This window comes from Pseudomonas sp. A25(2017) (assembly GCF_002001065.1).
Classification (GTDB): domain Bacteria; phylum Pseudomonadota; class Gammaproteobacteria; order Pseudomonadales; family Pseudomonadaceae; genus Aquipseudomonas; species Aquipseudomonas kilonensis.
Genome location: NZ_MUOA01000082.1, coordinates 1 through 26,095, shown reverse-complemented (window position 1 = coordinate 26,095; position 26,095 = coordinate 1). Strand labels below are relative to the sequence as shown.

Below are 26,095 nucleotides of genomic sequence, written 5' to 3'. Positions count from 1 at the left end.
ATTGCAGGGGGATACCAAGGCTTATGCCTCGCTCAGCGAGGCATAAGCTCCGGGTCAGGTTGCCGTGGCCAGCATGACGCCAGTGGCGACCTGGTAGGCCCCCAGGATGGTGATGGTTGCCCCTGAAAAGTAGTTGATCAGCCTTAGCTTTGATTCGGCAATCCGCGCCTTGAAAATGGAGGAGAACCCACTCAACCCCAGCCACCAGGCAGCCGAGCCCAGGAAGATACCGGTCACCATCGGCAGCAAGGCGTGCTGGCCGCCTTGGTCACTGGCCATACCATCACTCAACGCGGCAAATATCGCGATAAACGACAAGATGGTCATGGGGTTGGACAGGGTCAGGAACAGCGTCGTGGAGTAGGCTTTGAACATATTGGCCCGCTCACCCGCCATGGCCGTCGAGCCGCCCTTCGATCGTATTGTCTGATAGCCAATGTAGGCGAGGAACAACCCACCAAAAATACACAACCAGGGTTTAAAGCTGATAAGCGTCGCAATGATGGCCGTGACACCCAGGGCACCGATGAATCCATAGATCGAATCGGCTGTGGCCGCGCCCAATCCCGTCGCGAAACCGGCTCTCCACCCAAGCATCAGACTTCGCTGTATGCACAACAGTCCAATGGGTCCTACAGGGGCTGCAATGCACAGCCCAATGACCATCGATTTAACGAAAATCAGCATAAATGCATCTCCAGAAGGGGTACTGGAAGGTTAGGAGAAGTGCATTTCTTTAGGAATGAACTATTAATCTTCCTAGACGTTTTCCCTTAAGTTTTGCAGGAAGTATTCCCCACCCCCCTTCAATATTAAGGAAAATCGTCACCAGCCCCCTCAGACAAGGCAAATCGCTGGTTAAAGGCCCTTGAGCGCCGGAAACATAACCTTGGGCATTGAGACGGCTTTTTTACGCGCATAAAAAAACGCCGCTCAAATGAGCGGCGTTTTTTTGAATTTGGAGCGGGAAACGAGACTCGAACTCGCGACCCCGACCTTGGCAAGGTCGTGCTCTACCAACTGAGCTATTCCCGCAAATGGCGTCCCCTAGGGGACTCGAACCCCTGTTACCGCCGTGAAAGGGCGGTGTCCTAGGCCACTAGACGAAGGGGACACGCTGCCCGGAACACATGGTGTGTGTTCCAGTGCCCAGATCCACCTCCGAAGAGTGGGTTCTGGTTTCACTCAGCCCTGCCCGAAAGCAACGCTGTTTAAAATTGGAGCGGGAAACGAGACTCGAACTCGCGACCCCGACCTTGGCAAGGTCGTGCTCTACCAACTGAGCTATTCCCGCATTGGCGTCCCCTAGGGGACTCGAACCCCTGTTACCGCCGTGAAAGGGCGGTGTCCTAGGCCACTAGACGAAGGGGACACACGTACAACATTCACTACTTATAGCGTTTTGCTGAGTGCTTTACGCTGTAAGTGGCGCGCATTCTATGGATGGATTGAAGGGTCGTCAACCCCCAGATATAAATTTATTTAAATCAATGACTTCGCCCGGTTTGGGAGCGATCCGGACATTTTGCCCGCTCGGTCTCTGACGCCTATATTCTGTCACCCGCCGAGACGCTATAGTCGCGCCCGGCAAATGATGGCAATGTGCACTCACCCGGTTATGCTTCCTATAAACAGCACGACGCCCGTCTAATCGCGTCGCTCGGGCCTATGCGCTTAAAAGCCAAGCCACTACACTCATGACATGCGTACCACAATAAAGAGGTCTTACCGGTGACACCACTCATGATCACCCTGCTCGTCGTAGCCGGGATCGCCCTGTTGATCGCCATTGGCTACATGAACCACGTGGTGGAAAACAACAAGCTGGAAAAGGCCCGCACCAAGGTGGAACTCAACGACCGCATGCGTCGCTGTGGCGAGCTCACCGAAACCTTCCCCGGGCAGTTGATGACCCCTGCCCTGAAGTTGTTGATGACGCGCCTTGAGATGAACGTCTGTCAGCGCCTGCTGAACCTGGAGAAAACCAATCCTGCGGTCAAGGCACGCCTGGACGAATTGAGCGCACTGGCCGCCCAAGGTGAATCGATCCCGGTGAACAATCCACCGGCACCGATCCTGACCGAAGCCAAGGCCAAGGACGTACGTTTTCTGCTCGAGGCCTTGCACGGCCAGATCACCCGCGCTGCCCAGGACGGTTTCCTGCCGTCTAACGAAGCCAAGCGCTGGATTCGCGAAGTGCGGCACATCCTGGTGCTGCTGCACATCGAGTTCTTCAACAACCTCGGCCAGCAAGCCCTGCAGCAAGAACAACCCGGGCAGGCCCGCCTGGCCTTCGAGCGCGGCGTGCAGTACCTGCGCAAGCAACAGGAACCCCAGGTCTACGCCGAACAACTGGCCTACCTGGAGAAACTCCTGGCCCGCGCCAATGCCCAGGTCCTGGCCAGCACCCAGCCGGTCGAAGGCGAGGTCAACCAGTTGACCGAAGGGCTGAAGGACGCCGAAGTCAACGACGAGTGGAAGAAGAAGAAGGTTTACGACTGAGGATTCTTTGTCGGATACACCGCCCCGCTGGGCTGTACCCTGTAGGAGCTGCCGAAGGCTGCGATCTTTTGATTTTCGACTCAAGCGCCAGCGCAAAGATCGCAGCCTCGTTGCACTCGTCAGCTCCTACAGCCCAGCGGGGCGGTGCGACGTTTCGCTAAATCCCCTCGCCACAAGGGTTTGCGTCGTCTTCGTCACAACTTGAAATGCCCCACCATCCCTTTCAGCTCAACCCCCAACTGCGCCAGCTCAATGCTGGAAGCGGCATTGCCGCGCATCGCCAGGGACGATTGATCGGCGCTGGCGCGAATGCTGGTGACGCTGCGATTGATCTCCTCGGCCACTGAACTCTGCTGCTCGGCCGCCGCCGCGATCTGTTGGTTCATCTGCTGGATCAGCGATACCGCCGCCGCAATACTGCCCAAGGCGCTTTCGGTCTGCAGTGCATCGCTGACCGCCATCTTCACCAACTCGCCGCTGCTCTGGATTTGCTGCACGGAAGCCTGGGCCGCTGAACGCAAGGCGCTCACCAGTCGCTCGATTTCCTCGGTGGACTGTTGCGTACGCTTGGCCAGGGCCCGCACCTCGTCGGCCACAACCGCAAAGCCCCTGCCCTGCTCACCGGCCCGGGCTGCCTCGATAGCGGCATTGAGCGCCAACAGGTTGGTTTGCTCGGCCACGCTCTTGATCACACTCAGCACCGTGCCGATGTTCTGGATCTCGGCGCTGAGGCTTTCGATGCTGGAACTGGCCGACGTGGCCGAATCGGCCAGTTGTTCGATGCGCACCATGCTCTGACGCACCACCTGCTGGCCACTTTCGACCTTGTCGTCGGCAGTCTGGGCCGCTTGTGCGGCTTCTTCGGCGTTGCGTGCCACATCATGCACGGTGGCCGTCATCTGGTTCATCGCCGTGGCGACCTGCTCGGTTTCTTCTTTCTGGCTGCTGACTTCCAGGTTGGTCTGTTCAGTCACGGCCGACAGCGATTGGGCCGAATTGGCCAATTGCTCGATACCGGCCTGCAAGCCGCTGACGATACTGCTCAGCCCCGCGCCCATCTGTTGCATCGCCTGCATCAACTGACCAATTTCGTCCCGGCGCGTCACCTCGACCGTAGCGCTCAAGTCGCCCGCCGCAATCTGCTGGGCCACGCGAATGACACTGCGCAGCGGCGTCACGATCAGCCGGGTTATGACCCATGCCGCGATCAATCCCACCAACAACGCCAAGGCCGACGAACCGATGATCAGCAGCGAATTCTTCTTCAGTTCGGTCTGCATGGCATGGTCTTCGGCACTGAAGGCCTGGTCAACCCGCGCCACCACTTGATCGGCCCGCTCGTGCAGTTGCTGGTAGACGACTTTTTCCTTCGCCAGCAGGCCGGTGTATTCGGCCAATTGTTCATTGAACCCGGCAATATGCCCGGCCACCTCATTCAGCACGGTCTGGTAACCCGGGTCCTTGACGGTGGTCTTGAGCACGTCGGCCTGTTTCATCGCCTGCTCGGCCTGTTCGATGTTGCCTTCTCCGGCACCTTCAACATTGCCTTTGCGGCTCTGGTCCAGGCGGACCCGCGCTTCGTTCATCGCCTGCAACATCAACCGCGAGACTTCGCTGACCTGGTTGGCCTGCTCGATGAACTCGGCCCCTTCCTTGCCTTCGGTGTCTTTCAAGGTATAGGCGCCGTCATCCGCCAGCCCGGCCTGCAACACGTCCAGGTTATTGGCGACGCTGGACACCGACCAACTGGCCATTTCCAGCGCCAGGTCCTTGCTCTGGCTCAACCCGACAAATTCGTCGAACGCCTTGCGATACGCGGCCAGCGCCTGCTCCACGTCGTTCATCACCGGCACGTTGGCAGCCGACTGCACCTTGAGTTCGTTCGCCTGGGCCACCAGCCCATCGACGCCCTGGCGCAAAGCATCGGCCGTTTTGGGATCGGAGCGCGAAGCGTACTCCTGCTCCAGCAGCCGGACCTTGAGCAATCCGCTGTTGAGGGCCGACATCTGTTTCAGGCCATCGAAGCGATAGCTGATGGTCTGCAGGGACCAGACACCGATGGCAGCGACCACGGCGGTCAGCAGCAGCACCAGGACAAATCCGATACCCAGTTTCTTTGCCATACCCAGGTTGGCAAAACGTCCTTGCACGGCCGAAATCATTGCGCTCAGTCCTCTGCCAGTGTGTGTTGATTGCAGATTCGCAACGAGACGCCCTGCAACACAAGATGCTGGCGTCGGAATAATGGCAAAAAGCTACAGTCGCGTCGTTTTCAGGACACTCGAGGTCGATCCAGAGCCGCGGCCCGGAAGAACGCCAGCGCCCTGGGGTCACAGGCATAGGCCACATTGATCCGTAGCCAGTCGCTGTCGGCGCCCGAAGGGCTGAACGCGGTACGCGAAGACAACAGCACGCCGAACCGCCTGGCCAGACGCTGTACTCCAGCGTAGTCACACAATGGCGGTCTTGCCCAGATGAACAGCCCCCCTGCCGGTTTGCCAAAGACCTCCCAATCGGCATCCTCCAGTACCTGCAACAACGCCGCCATATCGGCGCCCAGACGCTGCCGCTGGCGCTGTACCAGCTTGCGATAGGCGCCATTGGCCAGGAGGCAGGCAAGGACCGACTCACAGAACCGCGAGCCACCCATGCTGGTAATGCCCTTGACCTCACTCAGGCGCGCGATGATAGACGGCCCGGCCACCACGAAACCGACGCGCAACGAACTGCTCAGGGTTTTCGAGAAGCTGCCCACGTAGACCACCTCGGGATCCAGTGCCGCCAGCCGGGTCCGTGCCGAGCTCTGGAAATCGCCATAGGCATCGTCTTCGATCACCCGTACGCCGTGTTCCTTCGTCAATTGCAGCAGCCGTTGAGCAACGGCCGGAGCCAGGCTGCTGCCGGTCGGGTTATGGCAGGCGCTGTTGACGAACAGCGCAGTGGGCCGGTGCCTCGCCAGCAGGCCTTGCAGCGCGTCGACGTCCGGACCGCGCGGGGTCCTGGGCAGTTCGATCATGTCGATGTTGTGCAACCTGAGCAGGTCGAACAGGCTTGAATAACCGGGACTCTCCACCACCACGCAGGAACCCGGCGGCAACAGGGTCCGTACGATCAGGTCCAGCCCATGGGTCGCCCCGGTGGTGGTCAGGATCAGGTCTTTACCGGCCTCGATATTGAATTGCTTCAGGCGCCTGGACAGTTGCTCACGCAGGGCGGGCAACCCCAACGGCGTGCTGTAGTTGAACAATCCCGCCATGTCGGTGCGGGTGACCTGACGGATCGCATAGCCCAGGTCATCGCTTTCACGCCAGCTCTCGGGCAGCCCGCCACACCCCAGTTTCAATTCCCATTGCGGGCTGTCGCCCCCTTCAGCGAGCGTGTCCTGCTGTCGATTCTGATCGGTGGGCTCGGGCCCGGGCGGAGGGGGTGGGGCGACAAAAAAGCTGGAGCCATGGCGGGACGCCAACAGGCCTTGGGCGACCAGGCGTTCACACGCCTCATTGACGCTGGACTGGCTGAGCAGGTTCTCCCGCGCCAGTTGGCGGACGGACGGCAGCCGAGTCCCCGGTTGCACCGCATCCTGTCGGATCCAGCCGGTCAGCGCGTCGACGATTTGCTGCACGACAGGCACCAGGGCCTGTCGGTCGATTCTCAACTCCATGAGTAACCAAACTCCTAAGCGTTTGTTTTATTTCCGGAAACAGTTAAGCACAGGCCGCTAGGGGACGATGTACGCCAACGCCGCCAAAACCGCCGATTCTCACCCTTTGAAACACAATGAGGGGCTGTTCCGAGGCTTTTTCGGCCCCACACGAAAAAGCCCGCAACCAGTGCGGGCTTCGTCCTACAAGCTGAGGGGCATGTCCTCAGAACGCTGTGACGCCGCCGTCCACCGCCAGGGAATGGCCCGTGGTGAAGGCCGCGCCATCGCTGCACAAATACAGCACAGCGCTGGCGATTTCCTCGACTTTGCCGATACGCCCCACCGGGTGCATGGCATTGGCGAACTCGCCTTTTTTCGGGTCCGCCTCATAGGCACGACGGAACATGTCGGTGTCGATCACCGCTGGACAGACCGCGTTCACGCGGATTTTCTTCTTGGCGTATTCGATGGCGGCCGATTTGGTCAGGCCGATCACCGCATGCTTGGACGCCGCATAGATGCTCATCTTCGGCGCGGCGCCCAGGCCAGCCACCGAGGCCGTGTTGACGATCGCGCCGCCGCCCTGGGCCAGCAGCAATGGCAACTGGTACTTCATGCACAACCAGACGCCCTTCACATTGACGCCCATGATCGCGTCGAACTCGTCGAGGGTACCGTCGGCCAACTTGCCCTTCTCGATCTCGATCCCGGCGTTGTTGAAGGCGTAGTCAAGACGCCCGTAGGTCTTGATCACTTCGTCCATCAACTGCTGCACATCGCTTTCCAACGTCACGTTGCAACGCACGAACACCGCTTCGCCGCCCGAATCACGAATCGATTGCACCGTGCCCTCGCCGCCCGCCACGTCGAGGTCGGCCACCACCACTTTCAGGCCCTCTGCCGCGAACGCCAAGGCAGTGGCCCGGCCGATGCCAGCGGCAGCGCCGGTAACCACGGCGACCTGTCCGGAAAACGTCATGCTCATTGTCTGTTCCTCGAAGAATGCGGGAGATGACGCCAGTCTAGTCACAGGTCCCGGGGACGCGGCAGCACTATCCAATTGCCGTTTGAGCATTCATGGGCGCCAGTGATAAAGCCACTGGGCGAACTATCACTGTGTTGGATCGAACTGCATTCGCTATGTCAGCAAACCTTGCGGCAAGCGCTTCGAAGGTCTATCAACAAGACTTCATTCATCTTGAGTGCCCGTCATGACTGCCCAGACCAATCGCCAGTTCCTGCTCGCCAAACGCCCGGTAGGCGCCGCGACCCGCGAGACTTTCACCTATCAGCAAGTACCGGTGGGCGAGCCAGCAGCCGGCCAGATCCTGGTGAAGAACGAATACCTGTCCCTGGACCCGGCCATGCGCGGCTGGATGAACGAGGGCAAGTCCTATATCCCACCCGTCGGCATCGGCGAAGTGATGCGGGCATTGGGTGTCGGCCAAGTGATTGCCTCGAACAACCCGGGGTTCACGGTCGGGGACTACGTAAACGGTGCGTTGGGGGTGCAGGATTATTTCCTCGGCGAGCCAAGAGGTTTCTACAAGGTCGACCCGAAACTGGCACCGTTGCCCCGCTACTTGTCCGCACTCGGCATGACGGGCATGACGGCCTATTTCGCCCTGCTGGACGTCGGCGCACCCAAGGCGGGCGAGACGGTGGTGCTGTCAGGTGCCGCCGGTGCAGTGGGCAGCATCGCCGGGCAGATCGCCAAGATCAAAGGCTGTCGCGTGGTGGGCATTGCCGGCGGGGCCGACAAATGCAAATTCCTGGTCGATGAACTGGGCTTCGACGGCGCCATCGACTACAAGAACGAAGACGTCCACGCCGGCCTCAAGCGCGAATGCCCCAAGGGCGTTGATGTGTATTTCGACAACGTCGGGGGCGACATCCTCGATGCCGTGCTCAGCCGCTTGAACCTCAAGGCCCGCGTGGTGATCTGCGGCGCCATCAGCCAGTACAACAATAAAGAAGCGGTAAAGGGTCCTGCCAACTACCTGTCGCTGCTGGTCAATCGGGCGCGCATGGAAGGCTTCGTGGTCATGGACTACGCCGCGCAGTTCGCCGCCGCTGGGCAGGAAATGGCCGGCTGGATGGCCAAGGGGCAGCTCAAGAGCAAGGAAGACATTGTTGAGGGGCTGGAGACATTCCCCGAGACACTGACCAAATTGTTCAGTGGGGAGAACTTCGGGAAGCTAGTGCTCAAGGTCTGATACACATCAGCTGTGGGAGCTGACCCTCAAGGCCAGACACAAAACAACTGTGGGAGCGGGCTTGCTCGCGAAGGCGGAGTGTCAGGCACCATTTATGCCTGCAGACCCACCGCATTCGCGAGCAAGCCCGCTCCCACAAGGGGTTATCAATGTTTGCTCAGGCCAGTTCGGCCACGACCGCCGCCAGCGCCTTGGCCGGATCGGCGGCCTGGCTGATCGGGCGGCCGATCACCAGGTAATCGGAACCGGCATCCAGCGCCTGGCGCGGGGTCAGGATGCGACGCTGGTCGTCCTGGGCGCTGCCCGCCGGACGAATCCCCGGGGTCACCAATTGCAGCGACGGGTGGGCCGCTTTCAGGGCGCCGGCTTCCAGCGCCGAACAGACCAGACCGTCCAGGCCGGCCTTTTGCGCCAGCGCCGCCAACCGCAGCACCTGCACTTGGGGCTCGATGTCCAGGCCGATCCCGGCCAGGTCCTCGCGCTCCATGCTGGTCAACACGGTCACGCCGATCAGCAACGGTTTCGGGCCGTTGCGCTGATCCAGCACTTCACGGCAGGCCGCCATCATGCGCAGGCCACCGGAGCAGTGCACGTTGACCATCCACACGCCCATCTCCGCGGCAGCCTTGACAGCCATGGCGGTGGTGTTGGGGATATCGTGGAATTTCAGGTCCAGGAATACTTCAAAACCCTTGTCACGCAGGGTCCCGACAATTTCCGAAGCGCAACTGGTGAACAGTTCCTTGCCGACTTTGACCCGGCAAAGCGTGGGGTCCAACTGGTCGGCCAGCTTCAGGGCGGCGTCACGGGTGGGGAAATCCAGGGCGACGATAATGGGCGTCTGGCAGGCGGACATGAGCGGGCTCTCAGGCAAGTCGAAATCGGCGCGCATTGTAGCGGAACGAGCGCCCGTGCGGGACCCGATGATCGGTAAATCTCATCGTCCCTGTGCAGCATGGACGATACCGGTCTTTGTGTCGAAGCCGATACACTCATGACATGCGTACAACACGTCGACACGCTACCGTCCGCCACCGCACCCCGCCCTTTCAGCGCTTCACGCCCCGCGGCACGACGCCTATGCTGAAGCCTCACCCTCGCCGCCTTCTTTGCGGTTGGCAGCCTACCTGGCAGATGATGCATCCATGCAGAACACCCCTGTTGCAAATTCTGACGATCAAAAAGTCCCCGACGATGACAAGCGCTGGAGCACCCGCGCACTGATCGTCGATGACGACGTGCCGATCCGCGAGCTGCTGATTGATTACCTGGCCCGTTTCAGCATACGGGCCAGCGGCGTGACCGACGGCGCGGCCATGCGCCAGGCGATGCAGGCCGAGCACTTCGACGTGGTCGTGCTCGACCTGATGCTGCCGGGTGAAGATGGCTTGCAGTTGTGCCGCTGGCTGCGCGCCGAATCGGACATCCCGATCCTGATGCTCACCGCCCGCTGCGAGCCCACCGACCGCATCATCGGCCTGGAGCTGGGCGCCGATGACTACATGGCCAAGCCGTTCGAACCCAGGGAATTGGTGGCGCGTATCCAGACCATCCTGCGCCGGGTGCGCGACGACCGCAGCGAGCAGCGGGCCAATATCCGTTTCGACAACTGGCGGCTCAACAGCGTGCTGCGCCAACTGATCTCGGCCGACGGGCTGGTGGTGCCGCTGTCCAATGCCGAGTTCCGCCTGTTGTGGGTCTTCATCGAACGGCCACGCCGGGTGCTCAGCCGCGAACAACTGCTGGACGCGGCTCGCGGGCGCTCCATCGAGGCCTTCGACCGCAGCATCGACCTGCTTGTATCACGCCTGCGCCAGAAGCTGGGCGACGACCCCAAGGCCCCGCAACTGATCAAGACCGTGCGCGGTGAGGGCTATTTGTTCGACGCGCGAGACATCGGTTGATGCAACTGCGCCTCGACTCCCTGTTCGGTCGCCTGTTTGGCGTGCTGTTGCTGGCGATTGTCCTGGCGCACCTGTTGGCGTTTGCCTGGTTTTCTCACTACGACAGGCCGCCTCCCGGGCCTGCGCCGGAATTTTCCCGACAGGCCGAAGGCCCCCCGCGCTTCGGTCCGCCCCCCAACCGCCCTCCGCGGCCCTGGTTCGGCGGCCCGGTGGTGCCACTGACCTTTCAGTTCGTGTTCCTGATTATCGCAGCCTGGTACGGCGCCAAGCTCCTGACCCGACCCATCCAGCGCTTGAGCGATGCCGCCGAGCGCCTGAGCGAAAACCTCGACAGCCCGCCGCTGGATGAAAACGGCCCCCGTGAAGCGCGGCAGGCGGCCCATACGTTCAACCTGATGCAGAAGCGGATCCGCGAGCAGGTGCAGCAGCGTTCGCGCATGCTAGGCGCAGTGTCCCATGACCTGCGCACGCCGCTTTCGCGGCTCAAGCTGCGCCTGGAGCAGATTGATGACATCAAGCTGCAAGGCCAGATGCGTCAGGATCTGGACGACATGATCGGCATGCTCGACGCCACCCTCACCTACTTGCACGAACAGCGCACCAGTGAAGCGCTGCAATGGATGGACGTGCAGGCCTTGGTGGAGTCGTTGAGCGAAAACGCCCAGGACCAGGGTGCCGATGTGCAGGTCAGCGGTACCTGCGCGCCGCTGCAGGTGCAACCGATGGCGCTGCGTTCGTGCCTCAACAACCTCATCGACAATGCCCTGCGCTACGCCGGCCATGCCTTGATTAGCCTGGAAGACCAACACAAGCAGGTGCTGATTCGAGTCATCGACCATGGTCCCGGTATTGCAGCGGACAAACGCGAGGCGGTGTTCGAGCCGTTCTTTCGCCTGGAAGGCTCGCGCAACCGCAACTCCGGCGGCGTCGGCCTGGGCATGACCATCGCCCGGGAAGCCAGCGAACGCCTGGGCGGGCAATTGACCCTGGAAGAGACACCGGGGGGTGGGTTGACGGCGGTGATCAGCCTGCCTCGTCTCTAAGCCTTCTTATCTCCCCTGTGGGAGCGAGCTTGCTCGCGATGGCGGTGTATCAGTCCACCTTGATGTGCCTGACAGGCCGCTAACGCGAGCAAGCTCGCTCCCACAGGGGCGAACGCTGTGTATTTCTCTCGGTACAAACTCCACACACCCACGACAACTGCCCCGCCGAGGCTGCATAAGCCGGTGCACCCACCGGCTATCCCAGCCCAAGGAGAGCGCCCATGATTGGTAGCGTCAGCAGTTACTCGACCTATACCAGCACCAGCAGTACCACCACCAGCAGTGCCCGTAGCCAGCAGTTTCAAAAGGAACTGCTGAGCAAGCTCGACAGCGACGGCGATGGTTCGGTCAATCAGGAAGAGTTGAGCAGCGCCCTGTCGCAAAAAAGCGACGATGGCATCCTGGTCAGCCTGAGCGACAACTTTAGCGACCTGGACAGTGACGACAGTGGTGACCTGAGCAGCGAGGAAATGGCCGCGATGGCGCCGCCTCCGCCGCCAAGGGACCAGGCGCCGAATACCGAACTGGCCGATGCGCTGCTCAGCGCCCTGGACGCCGACGGTGACGGCGTGGTCAGCAGCGATGAGTTGAGCAACGGCCTGGCCAGCACTGGCAGCGATGCCGACAGCCAGCAAGTGTTCTCGGCGTTGGACAAGAATGAAGACGGCACCGTCAGCCTTGACGAACTCGCCGCCAGCCTCGCACCACCGCCACCGCCGCAACAGGCCTCCAGTGAAGAGCTGTTCAGCCAGCTCGATGCCGATGGCGACGCCACCGTCACCGCCAGCGAACTGAGCAGCGCCTTGCAGGCCAGCGACAGCAGCGCCACGAACACCGACCAGGCCAACGTCAGCGAAGCGTTGAACAGAATGATCGCCAACCTCAGCCGGCAATACTCGCTGGATAACGTCGCCACCGTGGGGAAACACCTGAACATGGCGACCTGATTCACCGGTAAGCCTGGCCTTTCAGAGCCAGGCTTACCTGCCTGGATCGACGCTCACTTTGTGGCGAGGGGATTTATCCCCGCTGGATTGCGCAGCAGCCCTAAAATCAGACGACCCGGAGTGTCAGGCTGACCGAGCCGGCAGTTTTTGGGGTCGCTTCGCAACCCAGCGGGGATAAATCCCCTCGCCACAAAGGTTTGTGCTCGCCTCAGGAGGGGGTTATCGCGCCTGGCTTTTGCTCCAGTCCGTCAACAGGCTGTACGCCACCGCCAACAGGGTCGGGCCGATGAACAGGCCGATGAAACCGAAAGCGATCAACCCGCCGAACACCCCCAGCAGCACGATGACCAAGGGCAGGTTTCCGCCACGGCTGATCAGATAGGGCTTGAGCACATTGTCCACGCCGCTGATGATGAACGTGCCCCAGATGCCAAGAAACACCGCCATCCCGTACTCACCCTTCCACGCCAGCCACGCCGTGGCGGGGATCCACACCAAGGGTGGCCCCATGGGGATCAGGCTGAGCAGGAATGTGACGATGCCCAGCACCAGCGCCCCCGGCACCCCGGCGATCAGGAAACCGATCAGCGCCAGCACGGCCTGGGCCGCCGCGGTGCCAATCACACCGTTGACCACTCGTTGCACGGTACCGGCCACCAGTTCGATGTAGTAACCGGCACGGTCGCCGATCAGACGCTCCAGCAACCCGTGGACGAACACCGCCAGGCGCGGGCCGTCGCGATAGAAAAAGAACACGAACACGATGCTCAGGGTCAGCTCGAGTATGCCACCGCCAATCTGCGCACTGCGCGCCAACAGCCAGTTGCCGACTTGCCCCAGGTAGGGTCTGATGGACACCATCATTGCCGCACCCTGCTGGTCGATGCTGTTCCAGATGCCGACCAGCCGCCCGCCCACCAGCGGCACGCCGGCCAGCCAGTCGGGGGCTTGCGGCAAGCCGTCGACCTGCACATCCTTGATGAACGCCGTGGCATCGCGTACATGGTCGGCCAGGTTGAACCCCAGCCACACCAGCGGCACCGCCACCAGCAGCATCCAGCCCATCGTCAGCAATGCCGCCGCCAGGGATTCGCGGCCATTGACCCAACGGGTCAGCAGGCGCATCAGCGGCCAACTGGCGAAAGCCAGCACTGCCCCCCAGAACAGCGCCGACCAGAACGGCGCCATGACCCAGAGGCTTGCGCCGAACAACACCAGGAGCAGGATCTGCACCAACAGCCGATCGTTATTGAGCATGTAGGGTCTCGAAAAAATGAACAGGACCGGGGCAACGGTGTGAACCCGCTGCCCCGAGACAGCTTAGCGCAGCAGCTCCAGGTGCAATCCCGGCGCCTCGCCGCTGGCGGCCTCCATACGCGCCGCCCGGACGCCCTGGCCCGCCAGCGCCTCAAGCCAGTCCTCGGCCCGGGGCCCGGCGATACTGACCCGCAGGCCCGTGTCCAGGTTCAGCGCCCGGGACAATAGACGCAACCAGCTGTCGTCTGGCTCGCCGGCAAGACGCGGCAAATCCAGGACCCCGGTGTCCTTGAGCTGGCGCAACAGCGTGGCCGATGTCGGCAGCAAGTCCCCCAGCGGTGCGTTCGCCTCGAACTGCTCGACATGCAGGTAGGCCTTGCGATTGCCGCGGGTGATGGCATACAGCGCAACCAGTGTGTTGTCCGCCGGTGGCGCCAGGCGCAGCAACAGGAAGGCCTGGCCATTGTCGGCGCCATAGAGCTTGGCATTGCCGAAGACCTCGTTGGCCCACAGGCTGCTTTCGCCGCAATCGCGGGCCTGGCACCAGAACAACAGCTCGGCGCCCTGTTTCTGCAGCGCTTCGCGCGCCGCGGTGAAGGCCTGGGTGGCGGAATGTTCCGGCGGCAGTTCGTAGGTGACCGACGTGACATTCCCACGGGCATCGACCTGGCCGTCGAAGCGCAGTTGGCCGCTGATCTTGCGGATCGAGCCCATGGGGTAGACGCGTTCCAGGTCGCTGGTTTGCCGGTAATCGACAATCTGCGCGTCGGGCATGCGCGGCACACGCTCCAGATCGCGACTGCCCGCTACATCGACGGCGAACGACGCCGGGCTGAAGCAGGCCAGCACCAGCAGGACGAGTGAGTGAACGGATAATTTCATCGGATCGGCTTGGCCTTGGAAGCATGGACGCAACGGGCGCCGTCGATGCACCGCGAGGCTGGCAAACAGAGGTCTGTCATGGTTGTCTCCCTTTCAACCCGCCCAGCCTCGACAGTTGCCCGACACAAGTCAAGGAGCGGCGAAGAACCGATTGAAACAGTCTGCTACAAGCGCGGCGCCGACCTCATCGTTCAGGTGTAGATGATGGCCGCCGGGCAACTGCTCATGACTGAAGGGTAGACGCTCCAGCAACTCCGGGTGCTGAGCCAGCATGCCGTCGGCTGCCACCACCAGATGCGCCGGACAAGCGACCCGCGCCACGAACGCCATGGCCTGTTCATCGGTCAGGCGCAAAGGCGATGGCAGGGTCAGGCGGTTATCGGTGCGCCAGGTATAGCCCCCGGGCACCGGCATCAGGCCGCGCTGGGCCAACAATTCGGCGGCCTCGCGGCTGACCGCCACCAGCCCTTTCATCCGCGCTTCGATGGCCCGCTCGAGGGTTTTGTAGACCGGCTTGCGTTTTTGCTGCAGATCCAACTGGGCTTGCAGGGCCATGCCCATGCGTTCGGCCGCGTTATCGCCTTTGGCTGTAGGAGGAATCACCCCGTCGATCAAACCCAGGTGCGTCACCCGCTCCGGCAGAGAGCCGGCCAGCACCAGCGAGACAATGGCGCCCATGGAATGCCCCAACAAGGCAAAACGCTTCAAGCCCAGTTGTTCGGCGACTTGCAGCACATCGTGGGCGTAGTCCCAGAGGGCATAACCGGCACCGGGCGGCCGATGCCCGGAGTGACCGTGGCCAGCCATGTCCAGGGCAATCACCCGCAGGCCCTCGAGCCTGGGCGCCAGGCGGGCGAAGCTGTTGGCGTTGTCCAGCCAACCGTGCAGGGCAATCACCGGCAGTCCGTCTTCCGGCCCGAACAGGTGGGCCGCCAGTTCGATGTGCGGCAGGCTCAGGCGGACCTCCTCGACCCCACTCATGCGCTGCGCCCTTCCCAACGCTGGAACAGGTTCTTGAGCAGGTTGGCGGTGTCTTGTGGGCGTTCAAGGGGGAACATATGGCCGCCGGGCATGCTCAGGGATTCGCCATGGAGCATACGCCCCACTGATCGGGTGTGATGCCGCATCACCACGCGACTCTGCCGGCCGCGCACCACGGCCAGCGGCACCTTGAGCTTACGGGGCCGGCCGGGACTGGTGTGCGGCACGCCACGGTAGATGCTGATTTCAGTGGCCGGGTCGAAGCGCAGCCGCAGCCGGTCGCCGACTTGTTGCAGGCCGTGTTGCAGGTAGGCGTCGAAGCAATCCGGATCAAAACCGCGAAACAGAGTCTTGCCAGCAAAATACTGCCGGGCCGATTCCAGGTCAGCGAACTCTTCACGCCGCCCCAGGGTGCGGCCCGCCGGCGTCAGGCGGTCGATGAAGCCCAGGCGTTTGGCGGCCAGGATCACCCACTGGTCGGTACGGGTCAGCAGCGGCGAATCGAGCATGACCACGCCACGATACAGCTCGGGGCAGCGCAACGCCGCGTGCAGGTGCAGCACGCCGCCCAGTGAGTGACCGACGCCCCACACCGGCGCCGGTTGCTGCTCCAGGTGATGGATCAGTTCGTCCACCAGGTTGTGCCAGTTATCGTCCACCGGGAAACGCGGGTCATGGCCGTGCAACTCCAAGTGCGCGACCTGGTACTGCGGCGCCAGCGCGGCGAACAGCTTGCCGTAGGTGGCCGAGGGAAAACCGTTGGCGTGGGCGAAGAAAATCTGTTGCGACATGACAGCCGATCCATTGGGGGAACTGGGGCAGATTGTCCGCAGAACCCGACGGCACGGCAATGACCGTAACTGACAGGAATGATGACAGTCGGGCTTGGGCTATGGGTTTATGAAACTGTGAGCACATACCCTCCATGTGGTTAGGAGATTTGTGGGAGCAAGGCTTGCCCGCGATGGTGGCGATGCGGTCTTTCAGAAATCGAGTCGCCTGTATCGCGGGCAAGCCTTGCTCCCACAGAGAATCCCCTCGCCACAGGGGCCGGGGTCAACCCCATCTCAACGCGCCGGCGGCTGCTCGCCCAGCGGTACCACGGCCATGGTCAGGCGCGACACGCAGTTGACCTTGCCCTCATCATTGACCAGGCGGATGTCCCAGACCTGGGTGGTACGGCCCAGGTGAACCATCCGGGCCGTGGCGGTTACCCGTCCGCTGCGCACGCCGCGCAGGTGGTTGGCGTTGATCTCCAGACCCACGCAATAGAACTTGCTGGCATCGACGCAGAGATAGGCGGCCATGGACCCGACCGTTTCGGCCAGCACCACCGAAGCACCGCCATGCAGCAGGCCGAACGGCTGGTGGGTGCGATGATCGACCACCATGCTGGCGGTCAGGGATTGGTCGTCGAAAGACTCGAAACGAATGTCCAGCACTTCGCTGATGGTGTTTCTACCGGCGGCGTTCAGTTGCTCGATGTTGGGGGTGGTGCGCCACAGACTCATCGTTGCCCTTCCTGTGTGATTATTGTTTTGCCCAGTCCTGCAACCGACCGGTTCAGGGATGCCTGATCCCTTTGAGCTTCAGCGCCCCGGCCAGCGCCATGTCGCCTTCCAGCTCGGCCAGCCCGGCGGTTTGCACTTGCTCGGGGTGCTGCAGGTGGCCGTGCTGCAGAAAGCCCAGCAGGCTGCCCACCAACGGGTTATGGCTGACCAGCAGCACGTTGTCCTGATCCTCGAGGCGTTCCAGGACTTTTTGCGGCCGGGTTTCTGGCGTGAGCCAGTCAACTGTTCTCAACTCCGGCTCGAAACCCAGCGCTTCGCGCACCAGTTGCGCGGTCTGCTGGGCGCGAAGGTAGGGGCTGACGTAAATGGCGGTCAGGGGCTGGCCGATCAACTGCGCGGCACTGCGCAACACTTCTTCGCGACCGTGAGCCGTCAGGGCCCGCTCCGGATCGGGACGGGAACCGTACGGCTCGGCCTCACCATGACGCAACACCCACAATTTCATAGCTTCGGCTCCTCGTCCCGGACAGGATGTGCGGCCGGCGCCACGGCGTGAGGCGCTTCACCTTCCGGCGTGCGCGGGGTCGGCCAATCGGCGAACGGCCAGGGTTTCTGGTCGCTGTGGAAGGTGCCGAAACGGCCGATCTGGGCCAGGAACTGGCTCAGGCTGTCGCCGAAATTCATCAGGCTGGCACTGGGTGCGCCGTAGATCAGCCGATAGATCAACTGCACCAGCACCACGGCGCCGAGGATGAACTGCGCCACCTGCCAGACCAGCAGATAAATCACCATCCACAGCACACGCAGCAGGATGGATTCGTATTGGGGTTGCCCTTGCGGATCGTTCATGGCTCGCTCCTGCTTGCGGTCAATAGCGGTTCAGTTGAAACCGCTGGTGGAAATGAAATCGACGTCGGTCTTCGGTTCGCCACGCATCAACAACTCGATCACCTGCTCAAGCGTGCGCCCTTCGAACAGGATCGCATGCAGCCCGGCGACCAGCGGCATGTACACCCCGGCCTCCTGGGACTTGGCCTTGAGCACCTTGAGGGTATTGACCCCTTCGGCCACTTCACCCAGGCGCGACACGGCCTCCTCAAGGCTCAAGCCTTGGCCGAGGGCAAAACCGACCTGATAGTTGCGGCTCTTGGGTGAGGAACAGGTGACGATCAGGTCACCCACGCCGGCCAACCCCAGGAAGGTCATCGGATTGGCGCCCTGGCTGACGGCAAAGCGGGTCATTTCCGCCAGCGCGCGAGTGATCAACATACTCTTGGTGTTCTCGCCCATGCCCAGCGCCACCGCCATGCCGGCGATGATGGCATAGACGTTCTTCAGCGCCCCGCCCAGCTCCACACCGAAGCGGTCGGCACTGGCGTAGACCCGAAAGGTGCGGCCATGCAGCGCCGCCTGGACCCGTTGGCACAGCTCCTCATCTTCACTGGCGACCACGGTGGCGGTCAGCGCGTGCTCGGCGATTTCCCGCGCCAGGTTCGGCCCGGAGATCACACCGATCCGAGCCTTGGGCGCGATTTCTTCGAGAATCTCGCTCATCAGCTTGAAGGTCTGGGCTTCGATGCCCTTGGTCAGGCTCACCAACAGCTTGCCGCTCAAGCGCTCGGCGTAGGGTGCCAGCACCGAACGCAAGGCGCTGGACGGCAAGGCAACGAAGAACAGGTCGCTGCCCTCCAGGGTTGCCTGCAAGTCAGTCACCGGTTCCACTTCCGGGCGGATCTTGATGCCCTTGAGGTAACGCGGGTTCTCGCGGTTGACCCGGATGGCCTCGGCCTGCTCCGGGTCACGCATCCACTGGCGCACCGGGTGACCATTCTCGGCCAGCAGGTTAGCCACGGCGGTACCGAAACTCCCGCCTCCCAGGACCGCAATCGGGCGCTGTTCAGTCATATGCAATCCGTTCTTCCATACCAAGTGGCAATGCGGGGCATTATACGGAGCGGCCAGAGCGCGACCAGCCCCGGCAACAATTACCACCAGCTGTAGCAAGCTGACCATCAATTCCTAGGAAAATGCTGTCAACGTAAATGGAAAAGTCGCTCAGCTCGGTTAACATGCCCGCCATCCACCCCTTCTCAAAGGCTGTGCCGTGTCCATTGGCCCTTCCCGTCCAGGCTCGTCCCTGCTATTGGCACTGATCATCAGTCCGCCATTGCTGGGCGACGATCTGTTCGTGGACAGCCAGTCCATGCCCCAGGTGCTGACGGCCACGCGCCTCAAGCAATCACCAGCGGCAGTGCCAGGCAGCATGACCGTGCTCGACAGCGAGTTGATCAAGGCCAGCGGCGCCCGCGATATCAGCGAACTGCTGCGCCTGGTGCCGGGCATGATGGTCGGCAACATCAGCGGCAACCAGGCTGCCGTGAACTACCACGGCACCAACGCCAGCGAAGCCCGCCGCATGCAAGTGCTGATCGACGGCCGCTCGGTGTACCGCGCCGGCCTGGCCACGGTGGACTGGAGCGATATTCCGGTGGCCATGGAAGACATCGAGCGGATCGAGGTCTTTCGCGGCCCCAACACCGTCAGCTACGGCGCCAATGCGCTGATGGCGGTGGTCAACATCATCACCCGCGCCCCGGCCGACAGCCACGGCACCCGGCTGAAAATCACCCGTGGCCAGCGCGGCATCAGCGACTGGTACGCCAGCCAGGGCAGCGGCTGGGAAGGCGGCGACCTGCGGCTGTCGTTGTCCGGCCAGGAAGACGATGGCTTTGACAGCGACCGCAACGGCGCCGATTACCGCGACAGCCGCCGCCTGAACCGCGTCAACCTGTCCGTCAGCCAGACGTTGAACGAGCAGCAAAGTATCGACTGGCAATTGAATGCCAAGGACGGGACCAATCAGCGGCCCTACACCTACCACCCGGTGTTCGCCGGGATTACCGCCGCCGGCGACAACTCTGACGTCATCGCCAAGGACTATGCCGGTTCGCTGCGCTGGAACCTGGACCTGGACCCCAACCACAGTCTTTATGTACAGGGCTCGATCCAGCACTGGGATCGCCAGCAGACCTGGCGCGCCTGCGACGCCGAGGTGTCCTTCAGCCCGCAATTGACCGATCTGTGGCAGCTCAACCCCTACTATGCCGAGAGGCTGGCACGCAATATCCCCAGCTACGTCAGCAGCGGCGCGCCAGCCGGCACGCCACAGGAACAGGCGCTGGCCAATCAGGTGCTCGACCAGTGGCGCAACGGCGCCTCGCAAACCCTGTGCGGCGACATCGACCAGAGCGCCCGGGAATCGCGCTACGACCTGGAGATCCAGGATACCCTGAGCCTGTCCGACAGCCTGCGACTGGTCACCGGCGCCAACTATCGTTATGACCGGGCTGACTCGCAGACATACTTCAACGGCACCCTGGACGACACCACCTGGCGCCTGTTCGGCCAGCTCGAATGGCGGGCCACCGAACATTGGTTGTTGCAGGGCGGCGCGATGTTCGAAGACACCCGCCTGACCGGCAGTTCGCTGACCCCGCGGGTCGCGGTCAACTACCTGATCACCCCGCGCCACGGCCTGCGGGCGGTGTACTCCGAAGCCGTGCGTTCCCCGGACATGTTCGAGAACAACGTCAACTGGAGCTATCAGGTCACCAACGTGCAACCCGCCGCCTTCGGCCAGAGCAGTGCCCGTTATTTCGTCCGGACACGCGGCCCGGGCAACCTGGAACAAGAGCACATGCGCTCCCGGGAACTGGGCTACAACGGTTATTTCGTGGACCTGGGGCTGGCGGTCGACGTGAAACTGTTCCATGACGAAATCACCGGCATGATCAGCGAACCGTTGCGCAACAATCAGTACATCGCCAGCAACAGCAACGAATCGCAATTCTCCGGGGCCGAAACCCAATTCGACTGGCGTGTGACCAGCGCCGACCGCTTGCGCCTGACCTATGCCTATGTCGACGCCCTGGCCAGCAACCCCCTCGACGAACAACTGACCGCCCGCAACAGCGGTTCGGCCGGCTGGCTACGGGACTGGGGCCAAGGCTGGAACAGTGCGTTGTTCTATTACGCCGCCGACGCCCTCAATGGCTATCGCTACGAACGGGTCGACACCCGTCTCGCCCGGCGCATTGCGCTGGGCAAGGCCAGCCTGGAACTGGCGGGCGTCCTGCAGCAGCGCCTGGACAACCAGCCCACCACCTTTATCGACAACCGCTACGACTCCCGCCATGTCGTGTATTTCAGCGCGGAGTTGTCTTTCTAGATGTCCCGACGCCCACCCCGCAAGACGCCATTTCATGGCCGCCTGACGCTAGCCTTATGCCTGGTGTTTGCCGGTTGGCTGGCGACCATCGAGGCTCGGGCCGCCGAGGTCCTGTTGACCGGTGCCGAGGACAGCCCCGGCGTGCAATCTTTCACCCAGGCCCTGAAAACCCTGCGCCCCGAAGACAGCGTGCGGTTTACCCCGCTGGCCAACCTGCCGGCGCCGGACAAGTTGCCAGGCAACGTCCGCCTGGTCCTGCTTGACCTGCCCAGCCTCGACTGGCGCCTGCAAGACGCCCGGGGGCCGGCCACCCTGGTGCTGCGCATCAGCCGCCAGCAAGCCCACGATCGCCTGGGCGAAGCAACGCCTGCGCACCTGAGCCTGCTGTGGAGCGATCCGCCGATGGCGCGGCAATTGCGGCTGATCCGCACCATCCTGCCGCAAGTGCGACGGGTCGGCGTGCTTTACGACACCCACAGTGAATTCCTGCTCAAGGACATTCAACAGGCCGCGGCACCGCTGGGCCTGGCCATCGTCAGCGAACGCTGGGACGACACCAACGACAGCCGTCCCCTGCAAAACCTGCTGGGCCAGAGCGACGTACTGCTGGGTCTCGATGACCCCGACTTGTACAACCCCAAGACCGTGAAGAACCTGTTGCTCAGCAGCTACGCCCGGCAACGCGCCCTGATCGGGCCCAGCGCCGCGTTCGTCAAGGCCGGTAGCTTGGCCAGCACCTATAGCGACCAACAAGACTGGCTGGCGATTCTCGACGAGCTGCTGGACCGCCCCGCCACGACCTGGCCGCGCACGCTGTATCCGGACCGCTTCAAGGTCCTGGGCAACCGGCAGGTCTCCCGCTCACTGGGGATCGAACCGATTGACGCCGAATCCGTCGCGGCAATGTTGGCCGAAGGAGAACACCGCCCATGACCTTGCGTCGCCGTTGGGACATCAACACCCGTACCCAGCTCATCGCCCTCGGCCCGGCGTTGCTGCTGACCGTGCTGCTGATCAGCTTCTTTACCTTCGTACGGATCCAGGACCTGCGCCAGGAACTCAATCACACCGGGCAGCTGATCGCCAACCAACTGGCCCCCGCCACGGAATACGGGGTGATTTCCGGCAACAATGAAGTGCTGGAAAGCCTGCTCACCGCCACCCTGGCGACCCCGCACGTGCGCTTCCTGGAGGTCCAGGACAGCACCGACAAGGTCCTGGTGTACGTCGAACAACCCGAGCAAACCCGCAGCCGTGCCCAGCAGATCGAAGTCTTCCAGGCCCCGGTGCGCCTGCAGCGCATTGCCCTGAACAATGACTTCCTGCAAGGCAACACCACCTCCGGCGAAGCGGCCGGCGAAGATTACCTGGGCCGCGTGATCGTCGGCATGTCCAGCGACGCCTTCAGTCAGCGGCAGCAGGAAATCCTGTTCAAGGCCGCGATCCTGGCGCTGTTCGCCCTGCTGTTCACCTTCCTGGTGGCGCGCCGGCTGGCGACCAACCTGTCCCGGCCGATCCGCGACATCGGCAACGCGGTCAAGGCCATCCAGCAAGGCGACTACAGCACCCCGCTGCCCATCGTCGATGATGCCGAACTGGGGGCCTTGTCGCGGCACATCAACAACCTGGCCGGCGGTTTGGAACAAGCCAGCCGCGAACAGCACCAGGCCATGGCGCAGTTGATCAAGACCCGCGAAGAAGCGGAAAAAGCCAACAGCGCCAAGTCCGAATTCCTGGCAATGATGAGTCATGAACTGCGCACGCCCATGAACGGCGTGCTGGGCATGCTGCAGTTGCTGGAAACCACCCGCATGACCGACGAGCAGCACGAGTACACGGCGCTGGCGTCGGAATCCACCGAACACCTGCTGAAGGTCATCAACGACATCCTCGACTTCTCGCGCATCGAACGCTCGGCCCTGGAACTGGAGCACATCCCGTTCAACCTGGCCGAGCTGGTGGGCAGTTGCGCGCAGTCGTTCCAGCACAGCGCCGCGCAGCGCAAGCTGGGCCTGGACCTGCTGGTCCCGGACGACATGCAGGCCTTGCAGGTCCAGGGCGATCCGACGCGGATACGGCAGATCCTGGTGAACCTGATCGGCAATGCACTGAAATTCACCGAGCAAGGCCGTGTCACCGTGCAATGCCAGTGGCAAGCCCTGGACCACGAACTGCTGTGGTTCACCTGCACGGTGCGCGACAGTGGCATCGGAATCCCGGCCGAGAGCCTGGAGCGCATGTTCGACGCCTTCCAGCAAGCCGACAATTCGATCTCCCGGCGCTACGGCGGCACTGGCCTGGGCCTGCCGATCGCCCGTACCCTGGCCGAGCGCATGGGCGGAACACTGCGGGCCCAGAGCGAGGAAGGCCAGGGCTCAGTGTTCACCCTTGAGATCCCGCTGGCCCTGTCGCGCCAGACGCCAGCGACCCTGGCGCCGCGCCTGTCTATCGGCAGCGGCAGCGGCGATGGCGGAGGCCGCAACGTATTGCTGGTGGAAGACAATCCGGTCAACCAGACGGTGGTCGAAGCCATGCTGCGCAGCCTGGGCTTCACCGTCAGCATCGCCACCGATGGCGCCCAAGCGGTACGCAGCGCCGAAAGCCTGATTTTCGAAGCGATCCTCATGGATTGCCGTTTGCCCATCATCGATGGCTACGAAGCCACGCGGCAGATTCGCCAGTTGCCGGGCTGCGGCGAGGTGCCGATCATCGCCCTGACGGCCAACGCCTTGCAGGGTGACCGCGAAGCCTGCCTCGCGGCGGGCATGAACGATTACCTGGCCAAGCCGTTCAAAAGGAACGACCTGCAGCAGATTCTGCAGCGCTGGGTGAATTAGAACAGGTCACTGGACCATCTGTGACTGGCGTGAAAGGCGAAAGTGCGGCAGTCTTAGGCACCCGAACAAGTCTCGATTGGGGCTTGAATAAAAATTTCAGTGCACAGGTGTACATTCATTTCCCGTGTGCTGTGACTTTCACTACAACGCAATAGTCTATGAGTAGGCTGTCGACTCGAGGCATGAACGCTTCGGTCGGCCGGGAAGATTTGCCCCACCCTGCCGCATGGGACTATTGAGGAGCTCGCATGACCAAACAAAACGCCTTTACCCGGGAAGATCTGCTGCGCTGCAGTCGCGGTGAGCTGTTCGGCCCAGGTAACGCGCAACTGCCCGCCCCGAACATGCTGATGGTGGATCGCATCACCCATATCAGCGAAGAGGGTGGCAAGTACGGCAAAGGTGAATTGGTCGCCGAGCTGGATATCACTCCGGACCTGTGGTTCTTCGCCTGCCACTTCGAAGGTGATCCGGTCATGCCGGGCTGCCTGGGCCTGGACGCCATGTGGCAACTGGTCGGTTTCTTCCTCGGCTGGCAAGGCCTGCCGGGTCGCGGTCGCGCCCTGGGCTCGGGCGAAGTGAAGTTCTTTGGTCAGGTCCTGCCGACCGCCAAGAAAATCACCTATAACATTCATATCAAGCGTGTCCTCAAGGGCAAGCTGAACATGGCCATTGCCGATGGTTCGGTCGCCGTGGATGGTCGCGAGATCTACACCGCCGAAGGCCTCCGGGTTGGCGTTTTCACCTCCACTGACAACTTCTAAGGGTTATCCGCATGCGCCGCGTCGTTATCACTGGTCTGGGCATCGTTTCGTGCCTGGGCAATGACAAAGAGACCGTCTCCGCTAACCTGCGTGCAAGTCGCCCTGGCATCCGGTTCAATCCGGAATATGCCGAAATGGGTCTGCGTAGCCAGGTTTCCGGCTCCATTGACCTTCCCCTCGAAGAGCTGATCGATCGCAAGATCTACCGTTTCGTCGGCCATGCGGCGGCTTACGCCTACCTGGCCATGAAGGACGCCATCGCTGACTCCGGGCTGACCGAAGAGCAGGTTTCCAACCCGCGCACCGGCCTGATCGCCGGCTCCGGTGGCGCCTCCACCTTGAACCAGATGGAAGCGCTGGACATCCTGCGCGAAAAAGGCGTCAAGCGCGTTGGCCCGTACCGCGTCACGCGGACCATGGGCAGCACCGTTTCCGCCTGCCTGGCCACGCCGTTCAAGATCAAGGGTTTGAACTACTCGATCTCCTCCGCTTGCGCCACCAGTGCCCACTGCATTGGTAATGCGGTCGAGCAGATCCAGATGGGCAAACAAGACATCGTGTTCGCCGGTGGCGGCGAAGAAGAACATTGGAGCCAGTCGTTCCTGTTCGACGCGATGGGCGCCCTGTCCAGCAAGCGCAACGACACCCCGGACAAGGCTTCCCGCGCCTACGATGCAGACCGTGACGGCTTCGTCATCGCTGGCGGCGGCGGCATGGTGGTGGTCGAGGAGCTGGAACACGCCCTGGCCCGTGGCGCCAAGATCTACGCGGAAATCGTCGGCTACGGCGCCACTTCCGACGGCTACGACATGGTCGCACCCAGCGGTGAAGGCGCCGTGCGTTGCATGCAGATGGCCATGTCCACCGTTGACGCACCGATCGACTACCTGAACACCCACGGCACCTCGACTCCGGTCGGCGACGTCGCGGAAATGAAAGGTGTGCGCGAAGTGTTCGGCGACAAGGCCCCGGCCATCAGCTCCACCAAGAGCCTGTCGGGTCACTCCCTGGGCGCCGCCGGCGTTCACGAAGCGATCTACTGCATGCTGATGATGGAAGGCAATTTCATGGCCGGTTCCGCCAACATCGACGAACTGGATCCGGAAGTGGCCGACCTGCCAATCCTGACCAAGACTCGCGAAAACGCCACCATCAATACCGTGATGAGCAACAGCTTCGGCTTCGGCGGCACCAACGCCACCCTGGTCATGCAGCGCTGGCAGGGCAAGTAAGCCCCGCCGCTACGCCACACACAAAAACGCCCCGACTGGTTCGGGGCGTTTTTTTGCCTGGCAAATATGCGTGGGTTCATTGTGGGAGCGGGCTTGCTCGCGAATGCGGTGGGTCAGCTAGCAAATGTGCCGTCTGACCCACCGCATT

Annotated in this window: 23 protein-coding genes, 4 tRNA genes and 1 pseudogene; 10 read left to right on the top strand and 18 right to left on the bottom strand. The window is 62.4% G+C overall.

Annotated features, from left to right (window positions below; genetic code table 11):
• Window positions 1-54: 54 nt before the first annotated feature.
• The 5 genes from B0E42_RS21515 to B0E42_RS21495 form a co-directional block, all read right to left on the bottom strand.
• Window positions 55-687, bottom strand: a complete 633-nt coding sequence (locus B0E42_RS21515; RefSeq protein WP_018610160.1) for a LysE family translocator — start codon at window positions 685-687, stop codon at window positions 55-57.
• Window positions 688-959: 272 nt separating this feature from the next.
• Window positions 960-1,035, bottom strand: a tRNA-Gly gene (locus B0E42_RS21510).
• A 3-nt stretch (window positions 1,036-1,038) separates the two neighbouring features.
• Window positions 1,039-1,114 (bottom strand) — tRNA-Glu (locus B0E42_RS21505).
• 104 nt (window positions 1,115-1,218) lie between these two features.
• Window positions 1,219-1,294: transfer RNA gene (locus tag B0E42_RS21500), tRNA-Gly, on the bottom strand.
• Between the two features lie 2 nt (window positions 1,295-1,296).
• Window positions 1,297-1,372 (bottom strand) — tRNA-Glu (locus tag B0E42_RS21495).
• A gap of 371 nt (window positions 1,373-1,743) precedes the next feature.
• Here B0E42_RS21495 and B0E42_RS21490 point away from each other — a divergent pair.
• The gene (locus tag B0E42_RS21490; RefSeq protein ID WP_018610157.1) at window positions 1,744-2,502 is read left to right on the top strand and encodes a hypothetical protein; all 759 of its coding nucleotides are present in this window, start codon (window positions 1,744-1,746) and stop codon (window positions 2,500-2,502) included.
• 194 nt (window positions 2,503-2,696) lie between these two features.
• Here B0E42_RS21490 and B0E42_RS31830 read toward each other — a convergent pair whose 3' ends face one another.
• The 4 genes and pseudogenes from B0E42_RS31830 to B0E42_RS21475 form a co-directional block, all read right to left on the bottom strand.
• Complete coding sequence (locus B0E42_RS31830) at window positions 2,697-3,560, bottom strand: methyl-accepting chemotaxis protein (protein ID WP_371914669.1); 864 nt, start codon at window positions 3,558-3,560, stop codon at window positions 2,697-2,699.
• A pseudogene (locus B0E42_RS31825) lies at window positions 3,558-3,782 on the bottom strand (HAMP domain-containing protein); the annotation flags it as partial. The pseudogene B0E42_RS31825 and the gene B0E42_RS31830, both read right to left, overlap by 3 nt.
• Window positions 3,783-4,774: 992 nt before the next feature.
• Window positions 4,775-6,163 (bottom strand): PLP-dependent aminotransferase family protein, encoded by a 1,389-nt coding sequence (locus B0E42_RS21480; RefSeq protein WP_077507282.1) that lies wholly within the window; start codon window positions 6,161-6,163, stop codon window positions 4,775-4,777.
• A 205-nt stretch (window positions 6,164-6,368) separates the two neighbouring features.
• Entirely contained in the window at window positions 6,369-7,130 is a 762-nt protein-coding gene (locus B0E42_RS21475; RefSeq protein ID WP_018610151.1) for an SDR family oxidoreductase, read from the bottom strand.
• A 226-nt stretch (window positions 7,131-7,356) separates the two neighbouring features.
• On the opposite strand from B0E42_RS21475, the gene B0E42_RS21470 reads away from it, so the two are divergent.
• On the top strand, window positions 7,357-8,361 hold the full coding sequence (locus tag B0E42_RS21470; protein WP_018610149.1) for an NADP-dependent oxidoreductase: 1,005 nt from the start codon (window positions 7,357-7,359) through the stop codon (window positions 8,359-8,361).
• Between the two features lie 157 nt (window positions 8,362-8,518).
• On the opposite strand, the gene pyrF is transcribed toward B0E42_RS21470, so the two are convergent.
• Window positions 8,519-9,217, bottom strand: a complete 699-nt coding sequence (gene pyrF / locus B0E42_RS21465; protein WP_168188532.1) for an orotidine-5'-phosphate decarboxylase — start codon at window positions 9,215-9,217, stop codon at window positions 8,519-8,521.
• A gap of 289 nt (window positions 9,218-9,506) precedes the next feature.
• On the opposite strand from pyrF, the gene B0E42_RS21460 reads away from it, so the two are divergent.
• The 3 genes from B0E42_RS21460 (at window position 9,507) to xopAW (ending at window position 12,255) form a co-directional block, all read left to right on the top strand.
• The gene (locus B0E42_RS21460; protein ID WP_018610143.1) at window positions 9,507-10,265 is read left to right on the top strand and encodes a response regulator; all 759 of its coding nucleotides are present in this window, start codon (window positions 9,507-9,509) and stop codon (window positions 10,263-10,265) included.
• Complete coding sequence (locus B0E42_RS21455) at window positions 10,265-11,308, top strand: HAMP domain-containing sensor histidine kinase (RefSeq protein WP_077507281.1); 1,044 nt, start codon at window positions 10,265-10,267, stop codon at window positions 11,306-11,308. Before B0E42_RS21460 ends, B0E42_RS21455 begins: the two co-directional genes overlap by 1 nt.
• 221 nt (window positions 11,309-11,529) lie before the next feature.
• Window positions 11,530-12,255 (top strand): EF-hand domain-containing protein, encoded by a 726-nt coding sequence (gene xopAW / locus B0E42_RS21450; RefSeq protein ID WP_077507280.1) that lies wholly within the window; start codon window positions 11,530-11,532, stop codon window positions 12,253-12,255.
• A gap of 219 nt (window positions 12,256-12,474) precedes the next feature.
• On the opposite strand, the gene B0E42_RS21445 is transcribed toward xopAW, so the two are convergent.
• The 8 genes from B0E42_RS21445 to B0E42_RS21410 form a co-directional block, all read right to left on the bottom strand.
• On the bottom strand, window positions 12,475-13,512 hold the full coding sequence (locus B0E42_RS21445) for an AI-2E family transporter (protein ID WP_018610138.1): 1,038 nt from the start codon (window positions 13,510-13,512) through the stop codon (window positions 12,475-12,477).
• A gap of 63 nt (window positions 13,513-13,575) precedes the next feature.
• Window positions 13,576-14,394: a DUF4892 domain-containing protein gene (locus tag B0E42_RS21440; RefSeq protein ID WP_077507279.1), complete on the bottom strand. Its 819-nt coding sequence runs from the start codon at window positions 14,392-14,394 to the stop codon at window positions 13,576-13,578.
• Window positions 14,395-14,523: 129 nt separating this feature from the next.
• Complete coding sequence (locus tag B0E42_RS21435; protein ID WP_077507277.1) at window positions 14,524-15,375, bottom strand: alpha/beta hydrolase; 852 nt, start codon at window positions 15,373-15,375, stop codon at window positions 14,524-14,526.
• Window positions 15,372-16,166: an alpha/beta fold hydrolase gene (locus tag B0E42_RS21430; RefSeq protein ID WP_024617122.1), complete on the bottom strand. Its 795-nt coding sequence runs from the start codon at window positions 16,164-16,166 to the stop codon at window positions 15,372-15,374. Before B0E42_RS21430 ends, B0E42_RS21435 begins: the two co-directional genes overlap by 4 nt.
• 276 nt (window positions 16,167-16,442) lie before the next feature.
• Complete coding sequence (locus B0E42_RS21425; RefSeq protein WP_018610131.1) at window positions 16,443-16,886, bottom strand: hotdog fold thioesterase; 444 nt, start codon at window positions 16,884-16,886, stop codon at window positions 16,443-16,445.
• Window positions 16,887-16,938: 52 nt separating this feature from the next.
• Window positions 16,939-17,391, bottom strand: coding sequence for a phosphohistidine phosphatase SixA (sixA, locus tag B0E42_RS21420; RefSeq protein ID WP_077507275.1), 453 nt, complete (start codon window positions 17,389-17,391; stop codon window positions 16,939-16,941).
• Window positions 17,388-17,735 carry a DUF4389 domain-containing protein gene (locus B0E42_RS21415; protein ID WP_018610128.1) on the bottom strand — a complete coding sequence of 116 codons (348 nt, stop codon included), beginning with the start codon at window positions 17,733-17,735 and terminating at the stop codon, window positions 17,388-17,390. Before B0E42_RS21415 ends, sixA begins: the two co-directional genes overlap by 4 nt.
• Window positions 17,736-17,765: 30 nt before the next feature.
• Complete coding sequence (locus B0E42_RS21410; RefSeq protein WP_018610127.1) at window positions 17,766-18,791, bottom strand: NAD(P)H-dependent glycerol-3-phosphate dehydrogenase; 1,026 nt, start codon at window positions 18,789-18,791, stop codon at window positions 17,766-17,768.
• Between the two features lie 199 nt (window positions 18,792-18,990).
• Between B0E42_RS21410 and B0E42_RS21405 the strand changes: the two genes are divergently transcribed.
• The 5 genes from B0E42_RS21405 (at window position 18,991) to fabB (ending at window position 25,947) form a co-directional block, all read left to right on the top strand.
• Complete coding sequence (locus B0E42_RS21405) at window positions 18,991-21,114, top strand: TonB-dependent siderophore receptor (RefSeq protein ID WP_077507273.1); 2,124 nt, start codon at window positions 18,991-18,993, stop codon at window positions 21,112-21,114.
• Complete coding sequence (locus B0E42_RS21400) at window positions 21,115-22,047, top strand: ABC transporter substrate-binding protein (RefSeq protein ID WP_018610125.1); 933 nt, start codon at window positions 21,115-21,117, stop codon at window positions 22,045-22,047.
• Window positions 22,044-23,951 (top strand): ATP-binding protein, encoded by a 1,908-nt coding sequence (locus B0E42_RS21395; RefSeq protein ID WP_053181057.1) that lies wholly within the window; start codon window positions 22,044-22,046, stop codon window positions 23,949-23,951. The genes B0E42_RS21400 and B0E42_RS21395 overlap by 4 nt, the downstream gene beginning before the upstream one ends.
• A 248-nt stretch (window positions 23,952-24,199) precedes the next feature.
• Complete coding sequence (gene fabA / locus B0E42_RS21390) at window positions 24,200-24,715, top strand: 3-hydroxyacyl-[acyl-carrier-protein] dehydratase FabA (RefSeq protein ID WP_003204400.1); 516 nt, start codon at window positions 24,200-24,202, stop codon at window positions 24,713-24,715.
• An 11-nt stretch (window positions 24,716-24,726) separates the two neighbouring features.
• Complete coding sequence (fabB, locus tag B0E42_RS21385) at window positions 24,727-25,947, top strand: beta-ketoacyl-ACP synthase I (protein WP_014339570.1); 1,221 nt, start codon at window positions 24,727-24,729, stop codon at window positions 25,945-25,947.
• Window positions 25,948-26,095 lie beyond the last annotated feature (148 nt).

Bases quoted from the DNA above. Each gene is read 5' to 3' on its own strand.
- B0E42_RS21515 (WP_018610160.1), bottom strand. From the start codon at position 687: ATGCTGATTTTCGTTAAATCGATGGTCATTGGGCTGTGCATTGCAGCC.
- B0E42_RS21490 (WP_018610157.1), top strand. From the start codon at position 1,744: ATGATCACCCTGCTCGTCGTAGCCGGGATCGCCCTGTTGATCGCCATT.
- B0E42_RS31830 (WP_371914669.1), bottom strand. From the start codon at position 3,560: ATGGGCGCGGGGCTGAGCAGTATCGTCAGCGGCTTGCAGGCCGGTATC.
- B0E42_RS21480 (WP_077507282.1), bottom strand. From the start codon at position 6,163: ATGGAGTTGAGAATCGACCGACAGGCCCTGGTGCCTGTCGTGCAGCAA.
- B0E42_RS21475 (WP_018610151.1), bottom strand. From the start codon at position 7,130: ATGAGCATGACGTTTTCCGGACAGGTCGCCGTGGTTACCGGCGCTGCC.
- B0E42_RS21470 (WP_018610149.1), top strand. From the start codon at position 7,357: ATGACTGCCCAGACCAATCGCCAGTTCCTGCTCGCCAAACGCCCGGTA.
- pyrF (WP_168188532.1), bottom strand. From the start codon at position 9,217: ATGTCCGCCTGCCAGACGCCCATTATCGTCGCCCTGGATTTCCCCACC.
- B0E42_RS21460 (WP_018610143.1), top strand. From the start codon at position 9,507: ATGCAGAACACCCCTGTTGCAAATTCTGACGATCAAAAAGTCCCCGAC.
- B0E42_RS21455 (WP_077507281.1), top strand. From the start codon at position 10,265: ATGCAACTGCGCCTCGACTCCCTGTTCGGTCGCCTGTTTGGCGTGCTG.
- xopAW (WP_077507280.1), top strand. From the start codon at position 11,530: ATGATTGGTAGCGTCAGCAGTTACTCGACCTATACCAGCACCAGCAGT.
- B0E42_RS21445 (WP_018610138.1), bottom strand. From the start codon at position 13,512: ATGCTCAATAACGATCGGCTGTTGGTGCAGATCCTGCTCCTGGTGTTG.
- B0E42_RS21440 (WP_077507279.1), bottom strand. From the start codon at position 14,394: ATGAAATTATCCGTTCACTCACTCGTCCTGCTGGTGCTGGCCTGCTTC.
- B0E42_RS21435 (WP_077507277.1), bottom strand. From the start codon at position 15,375: ATGAGTGGGGTCGAGGAGGTCCGCCTGAGCCTGCCGCACATCGAACTG.
- B0E42_RS21430 (WP_024617122.1), bottom strand. From the start codon at position 16,166: ATGTCGCAACAGATTTTCTTCGCCCACGCCAACGGTTTTCCCTCGGCC.
- B0E42_RS21425 (WP_018610131.1), bottom strand. From the start codon at position 16,886: ATGAGTCTGTGGCGCACCACCCCCAACATCGAGCAACTGAACGCCGCC.
- sixA (WP_077507275.1), bottom strand. From the start codon at position 17,391: ATGAAATTGTGGGTGTTGCGTCATGGTGAGGCCGAGCCGTACGGTTCC.
- B0E42_RS21415 (WP_018610128.1), bottom strand. From the start codon at position 17,735: ATGAACGATCCGCAAGGGCAACCCCAATACGAATCCATCCTGCTGCGT.
- B0E42_RS21410 (WP_018610127.1), bottom strand. From the start codon at position 18,791: ATGACTGAACAGCGCCCGATTGCGGTCCTGGGAGGCGGGAGTTTCGGT.
- B0E42_RS21400 (WP_018610125.1), top strand. From the start codon at position 21,115: ATGTCCCGACGCCCACCCCGCAAGACGCCATTTCATGGCCGCCTGACG.
- B0E42_RS21395 (WP_053181057.1), top strand. From the start codon at position 22,044: ATGACCTTGCGTCGCCGTTGGGACATCAACACCCGTACCCAGCTCATC.
- fabA (WP_003204400.1), top strand. From the start codon at position 24,200: ATGACCAAACAAAACGCCTTTACCCGGGAAGATCTGCTGCGCTGCAGT.
- fabB (WP_014339570.1), top strand. From the start codon at position 24,727: ATGCGCCGCGTCGTTATCACTGGTCTGGGCATCGTTTCGTGCCTGGGC.